8 protein-coding genes are annotated in these 9,316 nt (G+C 66.6%); 1 reads left to right on the forward strand and 7 read right to left on the reverse strand.

Annotated elements, in window-relative coordinates; genetic code table 11:
- The first annotated feature begins 92 nt into the window (after window positions 1–92).
- Complete coding sequence (locus Q5H94_RS05135; protein WP_304560138.1) at window positions 93–1,526, forward strand: glycosyltransferase family 2 protein; 1,434 nt, start codon at window positions 93–95, stop codon at window positions 1,524–1,526.
- A gap of 18 nt (window positions 1,527–1,544) precedes the next feature.
- Here the strand turns inward: Q5H94_RS05135 and Q5H94_RS05140 are convergent, their stop codons facing one another.
- The 7 genes from Q5H94_RS05140 to infB form a co-directional block, all read right to left on the reverse strand.
- Entirely contained in the window at window positions 1,545–2,375 is an 831-nt protein-coding gene (locus tag Q5H94_RS05140) for a hypothetical protein (protein WP_304560139.1), read from the reverse strand.
- Window positions 2,376–2,500: 125 nt separating this feature from the next.
- The gene (gene pnp / locus Q5H94_RS05145; RefSeq protein ID WP_304560140.1) at window positions 2,501–4,876 is read right to left on the reverse strand and encodes a polyribonucleotide nucleotidyltransferase; all 2,376 of its coding nucleotides are present in this window, start codon (window positions 4,874–4,876) and stop codon (window positions 2,501–2,503) included.
- A 222-nt stretch (window positions 4,877–5,098) separates the two neighbouring features.
- Window positions 5,099–5,368 carry a 30S ribosomal protein S15 gene (gene rpsO, locus Q5H94_RS05150; RefSeq protein ID WP_304560141.1) on the reverse strand — a complete coding sequence of 90 codons (270 nt, stop codon included), beginning with the start codon at window positions 5,366–5,368 and terminating at the stop codon, window positions 5,099–5,101.
- Window positions 5,369–5,387: 19 nt separating this feature from the next.
- A complete protein-coding gene (gene truB, locus Q5H94_RS05155) occupies window positions 5,388–6,269 on the reverse strand; it encodes a tRNA pseudouridine(55) synthase TruB (RefSeq protein WP_304560142.1) in 882 nt (293 codons plus the stop codon).
- 6 nt (window positions 6,270–6,275) lie between these two features.
- Window positions 6,276–6,857, reverse strand: a complete 582-nt coding sequence (locus Q5H94_RS05160; protein ID WP_304560143.1) for a thymidine kinase — start codon at window positions 6,855–6,857, stop codon at window positions 6,276–6,278.
- Window positions 6,858–7,256 carry a 30S ribosome-binding factor RbfA gene (gene rbfA / locus Q5H94_RS05165; protein ID WP_304560144.1) on the reverse strand — a complete coding sequence of 133 codons (399 nt, stop codon included), beginning with the start codon at window positions 7,254–7,256 and terminating at the stop codon, window positions 6,858–6,860. It lies immediately after the preceding gene.
- 92 nt (window positions 7,257–7,348) lie between these two features.
- On the reverse strand, window positions 7,349–9,316 hold a 1,968-nt coding region (infB, locus tag Q5H94_RS05170), incomplete at its 5' end, for a translation initiation factor IF-2 (protein ID WP_304560145.1).

A 9,316-nucleotide genomic window follows, 5' to 3' on the forward strand; every position in this document is an offset into this window, starting at 1 on the left:
TGAGCGCGAACCTAGCGCCGGGCTGCCCCGCCCGCTAGATGCGACGGGTTCGCAATGCCCCGTTCATCCACGATCCTTATGCAGCGCCCGCAATGACCACGCTTTCCCAGACGCTGCACCGTGAATCGCCGCGCTACACGCCGCGTGCGATCGGTTGGCCGAGCCGGCTGATCGGAGCGTTCGCGCCGATCCTGTTCATCGCGCTGATCGTGCAGGCGTTCGAGCGACAGGGGGTCGCGGTGTGGTCGGTCGGCATCGCTTACATTCTCTACGACACGATGCTGCTGGTGTTCACCGCGTGGAACATCCGCGATCTCGCCGTCGCCGCGCCGGTGAAGAGTGGCGCGTGGCAGCCCTCGCTCGGGGTGATCGTGGCGGCGCATAACGAGGCGGGCGTGCTCGACGCGACGATCGCGCGGCTCGCCGGGCAGAGCGACCCGCCCGACCTGATCCTGATCGCCGACGACGGATCGAGCGATGCGACGCCGCAGGTGCTGGCGCGCTACGGCCTCGACATTCCGGCTTGGGGCGAGATGACGGCGGGTGCCTCCAACCTGCCGTCGCTGCGCTGGCTGCGGCTGCCGCACGGCGGCAAGGCGCGCGCGCTGAACGCCGCGATCGAGCGTGTCGACACACATATCGTCATCACCGTCGATGCCGACACCCTGCTCCAGCCCGGCGCGATCGGCGCGATGCGCGCGGCCTTCGTGGCGGAGCCCGAACTGGTCGCGGCGACCGGCGTGCTCGCGCCGATCTGCGGGCCGGACCTGCAGGGGCGGCTGTTCGAGTGGTTCCAGTCCTACGAATATGTCCGCAACTTCCTGTCGCGCCATGCCTGGCAGCGGCTCGATTCGCTGCTGCTGATCTCGGGCGCGTTCGCGGCGTTCCGGCGCGATGCGGTGGTGGCGGTCGGCGGCTTCGACGATGATTGCATGGTCGAGGATTATGAGCTGATCCACCGGCTGCAGCGTCACGCGGGCGACCACCGGCTCGACTGGCGCGTGCGCGTGGTCGGCGGGGCGCTCGCCTATACCGATGCGCCCGCCAGCCCGATGGCGTTCCTGCGCCAGCGGCGGCGCTGGTTCGGCGGCTTCCTGCAGACGCAGTGGTGGAACCGCGACATGGTCGGCAACCGCCGCTACGGCTGGCTCGGGATGGCGATGCTGCCGGTGAAGGCGCTCGACACGCTGCAGCCGATCTACGGCCTCGTCGCGTTCGCGATCCTGGTGACGCTGGTGGCGACGGGCAAGTTCACGATCGCGCTGCCGATCCTGATCGTGATGATCGCCAAGATCGTCGTCGACCTCAGTTTCCACCTCTGGTCGCTCGGCATGTACAAGCGCTGGACCGGGCAGCGCGAGGGGCTGCGCATCGGCCCGGCGCTGGTCGCGTCGCTGGCGGAGCCGTTCACTTTCCAGCTGCTGCGCCATGCCGGTGCGGTGTGGGGCTGGTGGGCGTTCCTGAACGGCGGCGGATCGTGGGGCAAGCAGCACCGCACGGCGATCGTAGCGGGGGCACGGACCTAGGCCAGGCCCGCTCGCCGCTCAGGGCAGGCGGCTCAGCACCCAGCCACGCTTTTCTGCCGGATCGAGCATGATCGTCAGCTTGCGCATCAGTGGCAGGCCGATGTTCGTCGCCTCGCCGAGGAAGGTCACCTCGGGATCCTTCAACACCAGTGGACCGATCGCGATCGTGCCGCGCACTTGCCCGCCGTAGACCTCGCCCTCGGTGTTGATCGACTTGAAGCGACCCACGACTTTCGCGGGCGCCATCAGCGGCACCTTGCCCATCATCGCGACCGGCAGGCTGATTGGCCCGTCGAAGCCGGTGTCGAGATTGGCGGCGAGCGTCGATCCGTCGGGCATCGTGACCGATACTGCGGGCAATCCGCCCTGATAGGGTGTGGCGGGGGCGGTCGGAGTCGTGCCGGTGCCTTTCGGCAGGATGCGCGCACGGTTCGCGCCCAGTTCCAGCGCGACGAGGTGCCCAGCGAACATCTCGGACGAGATGATGCCCATCGCGTCGCTGCGGTCGTAATCCAGGCCCGCGCCGTCGATCCGCCCGACATGCAGGCCGCCGATCGTCGCATCGGGGATCGCGTAGACCGGCAGCGTGCGGCGCTTGCCGGTGGTGCCGTCGTGCTCGATCGTCTCGCCGACGCGCTTCAGCCGGTTCTGTGCGATCAGCAGCCGGTCGAACGAATGACCGTCCGATCCGGTGTCGAACACCATCGGCACCAGCTCGCCGTCGCCGACGCGCATCATCACCAGCACGCGGCTTTCGGACTGGAACAGCTCGATCGTGCCGGTGGGCAGGCCGGACGCCCCGGCGGGCGCGGACGCGAGCAGCAGCGCGAGGATGGCGAGGCGTGGCATGAGGCGATCTCCCGATGAAGCTGCAATGACTACAAGTGTAGTCGTTATCGGTCAATCGCACGTCGCGCATGAAAAAGGCCCGGAGGTTTCCCTCCGGGCCTTTATTTTTCAGTAGATCGCGAAGATCAGTCCTTATCGCCGGTCAGGAACGCCGGGGCGAACTCGGGCGCGGGGCCGTCGTCGTTGCCGCCTTCGCTGCGCTCACGGCGCGGACCACGGTCCCCACCGTCGCGACGCGGGCCGCGACCACCGTCGCCGTCACGGCGGGGGCCACGGTCGCCCCGACCTTCACCGCGTCCGCCGCCATCGCCGCGCGGACCACGACCACCGTCGCCATCACGACGCGGACCACGCGGACCACGATCGCCACCTTCACGCGGCTCGCGTGCCGGGCGGGTGTCTTCCAGCTCGGCACCGGTTTCCTGATCGACGACGCGCATCGACAGGCGGACCTTGCCGCGCGGATCGATCTCGAGAACCTTGACCTTGACTTCCTGGCCTTCGCTCAGGACGTCCGAGACCTTCTCGACGCGCTCGTTCTTGATCTCCGAGACGTGGACGAGACCGTCCTTGCCGCCCATGAAGTTCACGAAGGCGCCGAAATCGACGAGGTTGACGACCTTGCCGTCATAGACCTTGCCGACTTCCGCCTCCTCGACGAGGCCCTTGATCCACTTGATCGCGGCCTCGATCTGCGCCGGATCGGACGACGACACCTTGATCACGCCCTCGTCGTCGATATCGACCTTCGCGCCGGTGGTGGCGACGATCTCGCGGATCACCTTGCCGCCGGTGCCGATTACTTCGCGGATCTTCGACTTGTCGATCTGGAAGCTCTCGATGCGCGGGGCGTGCGCCGACAGTTCGGTGCGAGTCGAGGACAGGGCCTTGTTCATCTCACCCAGGATGTGCGCGCGGCCTTCCTTGGCCTGGTTGAGCGCGACACGCATGATCTCCTCGGTGATGCCGGCGATCTTGATGTCCATCTGCATCGTGGTGATGCCGGCTTCGGTGCCCGCCACCTTGAAGTCCATGTCGCCGAGGTGATCCTCGTCGCCCAGGATGTCCGACAGGACGGCGAAGTCCTTGCCTTCGAGGATCAGGCCCATCGCGATGCCCGAGACCGGGCGCTTCAGCGGCACGCCGGCGTCCATCATCGAGAGCGAACCGCCGCAGACCGTCGCCATCGACGACGAGCCGTTCGACTCGGTGATGTCGGAGAGGACGCGGATCGTGTACGGAAACTCGTCCTTCGACGGCAGCACCGGATGCAGCGCGCGCCAGGCGAGCTTGCCGTGGCCGACTTCGCGGCGGCCCGGAGCGCCGAAGCGACCCACTTCACCGACCGAATAGGGCGGGAAGTTATAGTGCAGCATGAAGTTCTCGTACGAGAGACCCGACAGGCCGTCGATCATCTGCTCCGCATCCTTGGTGCCGAGCGTGGTCGTGCAGATCGCCTGCGTCTCGCCGCGGGTGAACAGCGCCGAGCCGTGCGTGCGCGGCAGGAAATGCACCATCGCCTCGATCGGACGGATCTGCGTGGTGGTGCGGCCGTCGATGCGCTGGCCGTCCTTGAGGATGGCACCGCGAACGATCTCGGCTTCCAGCTTCTTCATCAGCTTGCCGGCGGCCATCTGGTCCTGCGGGCTCGCATCGGCGAAAGCGGTCTTGCCCTTGGCGCGCGCCTCGTTGAGCAGGTTCGAACGCTTGGACTTGTCGGTCACCTTGTAGGCGGCGGCGATGTCCTTGCCGATCAGCTTCTTCAGCTTTTCCTTGGCGGCCGACAGGTCGGCCTGGGCGGCCATTTCCCACGGATCCTTGGCGGCCTGCTCGGCCAGATCGATGATCGCGTTGGCGGCTTCGCGGCAGGCCTTGTGGGCGAACTGCACGGCACCGAGCATGATCTCTTCCGAAAGCTCCTTGGCTTCCGATTCGACCATCATCACGGCTTCGCCGGTGGCGGCGACGACGAGGTCGAGGTCGCCCGACTTGATCTGCTCGACCGTCGGGTTGAGGATATACTCGCCATCGACATAGCCGACGCGCGCGGCGCCGATCGGGCCCATGAAGGGCACGCCCGAGATGGTGAGCGCGGCCGAGGCGGCGACCATCGCGAGGATGTCCGGCTCGTTCTCGCCGTCATAGCTCAGCACCTGGGCGATGACGTTGATCTCGTTGTAGAAACCTTCCGGGAAAAGCGGGCGGATCGGACGGTCGATCAGGCGGCTTGTCAGCGTTTCCTTCTCGGTCGCGCCGCGCTCGCGCTTGAAGAAGCCGCCGGGGATGCGGCCGGCCGCGCTATACTTTTCCTGATAGTGAACGGTGAGCGGGAAGAAATCCTGCCCTTCCTTCACGCTGCGCGCCGCGGTGACGGCGCAGAGAACGACGGTTTCGCCGAGCGTCGCGATGATCGCGCCGTCGGCCTGGCGGGCAACGCGGCCCGTTTCCAGCGTGAGGGTCTTGCCGCCCCACTGGATGCTCGTGGTCTTCGTGTTGAACATTTGATTTCCTTCACTCCGGTGCGCCAGATGCGCAGCGGGGCCTGTCTGCGGGCTAAGCCGGCCCGCGCGGTGTGGAGCTTTTTCTTTGCTCCGAGCCATCGCACCGGATTGTGCTTTGGCTGTGTACCCCCGCGAAGGCGGGGGTCCAGACTGGGCTCCCGCCTTCGCGGGAGCACAAGTGTTGTATAGCAAAACGGCGCCTCCGAAGAGGCGCCGCCCGGATTATTTGCGAAGGCCGAGCTTCGCGATGAGATCGGTGTAGCGCTGGCCGTCCTTGTGGCGGAGGTAGTCCAGCAGCGAACGCCGCTTGTTGACCATCATGAGGAGACCACGACGCGAGTGGTTGTCCTTCTTGTGGCCCTTGAAATGCTCGGTCAGGTTGCGGATGCGCTCGGTGAGGATCGCGACCTGAACCTCGGGGGAGCCGGTGTCGCCTTCGACGCGGCCATGTTCCTTGACGAGCGCGTTCTTGCGCTCTGCAGTGATCGTCATGTGTCTTCCTTCGACATCGTCACAAGTTGAAACCGCGAACGACGCGGACCTCGCGGTCCTGAACCTCGACCAGAGCAACCGGAACATCGTCCGAAATCGCAAAGTATTGGCCATCGTTAGCGGCAATCCCGACCAGAACCCGCCCCTGTCGGAGCAGCCCTGCCTGATCGGGGGTGAGGGGTAGAGCCGGGATGTCGTCCAGCCCCGCCCTCAACGGCAGGAGTATGTGTTCAAGCGTGCGCGCCTTAGCGTGTTCGGCGAGATTGTCCAGCGATATCGCCTGATCGAGGCCGAACGGCCCGGCCTTCACGCGGCGGAGCATGGTGACATGCCCCACGGTGCCGAGCGCCTTCGCGATGTCGCGCGCGAGCGAGCGGATGTAGGTGCCCTTGGAGACGAGGGCGGTGAGGGTGGCTTCCTCCGTCGTCACCACACGGAGCGAAAGCGCGTGGACAGTGATCGACCGTGTTGCCAGCACCACCTCTGTGCCTGCCCGCGCCAGATCGTACGCCCGCTCGCCGTCTACCTTGAGCGCGGAATACACCGGCGGCACCTGCTCGATCGGCCCGGTGAAACGCGGCAGCACCGCCTCCACCTGGGCGCGCGTAGGCCGCACGTCGCTTTCCGCGATCACCTTGCCCTCGAGGTCGAGCGTATCGGTCTCGCTCCCGAAGCGCACCGTGAAGTCGTAGGCCTTGTCGCTGTCGAGCATCCGCCCGGCGAGCTTGGTCGCCTCGCCGATCGCGATCGGCAGGACGCCCGTCGCCAGCGGATCGAGCGTGCCGCCGTGCCCGACCTTCGCCTTCGCATAGCCGCCCTCGCGCAGCGCGCGCTTCACCGCCGAGACGCCCTGCGTCGATCCCAGCCCGAGCGGCTTGTCGAGGATGATCCAGCCGTGCATCCGCGCTTAGCCTCGCGCACCAGCGAGCGCGTCGGTGAAATGCCGCCGGCACATCGCGACATAGCGCTCCTCGCCGCCGATCTCGGTCTGCGCACCCGCCGCGATCGCCTGTCCCGCACCATCGACGCGCAGGTTCATCGTCGCCTTGCGCCCGCAATGGCAGACCGACTTGATCTCCACGAGCGAGTCCGCCAGCGCCAGCAGCCGCGCAGACCCTTCGAACAGCTTGCCCTGAAAGTCCGTGCGCAGCCCGTAGGCCAGCACCGGAATGCCATGTGTATCGGCGATGGCGGCGAGTTGATCGACCTGAGCGGCCGTCAGGAATTGCGCCTCGTCGACCAGCACGCAGGCGGGCTTCGTCGTCTCGGCCAGTGTGATAGCCGCCAGATCGGTCGCCACATCGAAGCACGTCGCCGCGCGCTCCAGCCCGATCCGCGAGGTGATCGTCCCCGCCGCGAAGCGGTCGTCGATCGCCGCGGTGAACAGGAGTGTCGCCATCCCGCGCTCGCGATAGTTGAAATCGGCCTGCAGGAGCGTGGTCGATTTCCCCGCATTCATCGAGGCATAGTAGAAATAGAGCTTGGCCATTCAGGCGTCGTCGTCGCCCAGGTCGCGCGCCACGTGCGGGTTGCGGAGCAGCGCGTCGATGTGGCTGCCTTCGTCGAAGCTCTCGTCCGCGACGAACTTGAGCTTCGCGGCATAGCGCGTCTGCACGCGCCCGGCGACTTCGCGCTGGAGGTACGCGGTGTTGGTGCGCAGCGCCTTCAGCACCGCTTCCTCGTCCTTGCCGAGCAGCGGCTTCACAAAACAGGTCGCGTGGCGCAGGTCGGGCGACATGCGCACCTCGGTGATCGTCACGGCGTGCTTGGCGAGCGTCTCGTCATGCACGTCGCCGCGCGAGAGGATGTCAGACAGAGCATGGCGCACCTGCTCGCCCACACGCAGCACGCGGACGGAACGGGTTTCGGGGGTTTCGTTCTGTTTCATTACATTCCTGGATCCATGGGCGGGACTCGAACCCGCCAAACGATCAGCGTCCGCTGAACGCCCCCGCCGACCGGGTCAGGACCAAAACCCTCTTACAGCGTCCGTTCGCGCAGTTCGACTTCGAACGTCTCAAGGAAGTCGCCCGCCTTGATGTCGGTGAAGTTCTGCGTGAACGTCACGCCGCATTCCAGACCCGCGCGCACCTCGGCCACGTCGTCCTTGAAACGGCGCAGCGAGGCGATTTCGCCCTGGTAGATGATGACGTCGTCGCGCGTGATACGCGCCTTGAGCGCCTTGCGGATGATGCCTTCGGTGACGAGCAGACCCGCCGCCTTGCCGTGCTTGCCCGCCGAGAACACCTCGCGGATTTCGGCGCGGCCGACGACCGTCTCGAACGCTTCCGGCCCGAGCTCGCCTGCCATGCCGGCGCGGATCTCGTCGATCAAATCGTAGATCACGTCGTAATATTTGAGCGCGACCTTCTGCCGTTCGGCGATCTCGCGTGCCTTGGCATTGGCGCGCACGTTGAAGCCGATGATCGGCGCGCCCGAGGCGCCTGCGAGGGTCACGTCGCTCTCGGTGATGCCGCCGACGCCCGAATGGAGCACGCGCGCCTTGATGTCGTCGGTCGAGATCTTGTTGATCGACGCGACGATCGCCTCGACCGAGCCTTGCGTATCGGCCTTGACGACGAGCGGATATTCGATCGCCTGCTTGTCCTTCAGCGCGGAGAACATGCTCTCCAGGCTGGCCGGGGCCGACGTCGTGCGCTTGCTGGTGATCACGCCTGCACGGTATTCCGCGACCTCGCGGGCACGCGCCTCGTTCTCGACGACCGAGAGCAGATCGCCCGCGCGCGGCACGCCCGAGAGACCGAGCACCTCGACCGGCATCGACGGACCAGCTTCCTTGATCTGCTGGCCCTTGTCGTTGGTCATCGCGCGGACCTTGCCGCTTTCCGCGCCGACGACGAACACGTCGCCGACCTTCAGCGTGCCGCGCGTGATGAGCACGGTCGCGACGGGCCCGCGGCCCTTGTCGAGCTTCGCCTCGATCACATTGCCCTCGGCCATGCGGTCGGGATTGGCCTTCAGCTCGAGCAATTCGGCCTGCAGCTGAATCTTCTCGATCAGTTCGTCGAGGCCGGTCTTCTTGAGCGCCGACACCTCGACGTCCTGCACGTCGCCCGACAGTTCCTCGACGACGACCTCGTACTGGAGGAGCGCCTCGCGGACTTTCTGCGGATTGGCCTCGTGCTTGTCGACCTTGTTGATCGCCACGATCATCGGCACGCCGGCCGCCTTGGTATGGTTGATCGCCTCGATCGTCTGCGGCTTGAGGCCGTCGTCGGCCGCCACCACGAGCACGACGATGTCGGTCACGTTGGCGCCGCGCGCGCGCATCTCGGTAAAGGCCTCGTGGCCCGGCGTGTCGAGGAAGGTGATCTTCGACTTGTCCTTCAGCGTCACCTGATAGGCGCCGATATGCTGGGTGATGCCGCCAGCCTCGCCCTTCACCACGTCGGTGCCGCGCAGGGCATCGAGCAGCGAGGTCTTGCCGTGATCGACATGGCCCATGATCGTCACTACCGGCGGACGCGGCTTCAGCGCCGCCTCGTCGTCGGTATCGGTCTCGATCGCGAGATCGATGTCGCTGTCGGACACGCGGACAATGTTGTGGCCGAATTCGGTGACGAGCAGCTCGGCCGTATCCTGGTCGATCGTCTGCGTCATCGTGACGGGCATGCCCATCTTGAAGAGCGTCTTGACGAGATCGGCGCCCTTCTCGGCCATGCGGTTGGCGAGTTCCTGGACGGTGATCGCCTCCGGCACCTGCACGTCGCGGATCTGCTTGGCCTGCACCTCGCGCGCGCCGCCGAAGCCGCGCTTCTCCTTCTCGCGCGCACGCTTGAGCGCGGCGAGGCTGCGCGAGCGTGCGCCATCGTCGCCGAGCGCGCGGTTGACGGTCAGCTTGCCGCCGCGACGCTCGTCGCCCTTGCGGTCGCGCTGGCCGGGGCGCTGGCTGTCGTTGGCCGGCACGCCGGCGGGACGGCGCAGCGC

Source organism: Sphingomonas immobilis, from assembly GCF_030580995.1.
GTDB classification, from domain to species: Bacteria; Pseudomonadota; Alphaproteobacteria; order Sphingomonadales; family Sphingomonadaceae; genus Sphingomonas; species Sphingomonas immobilis.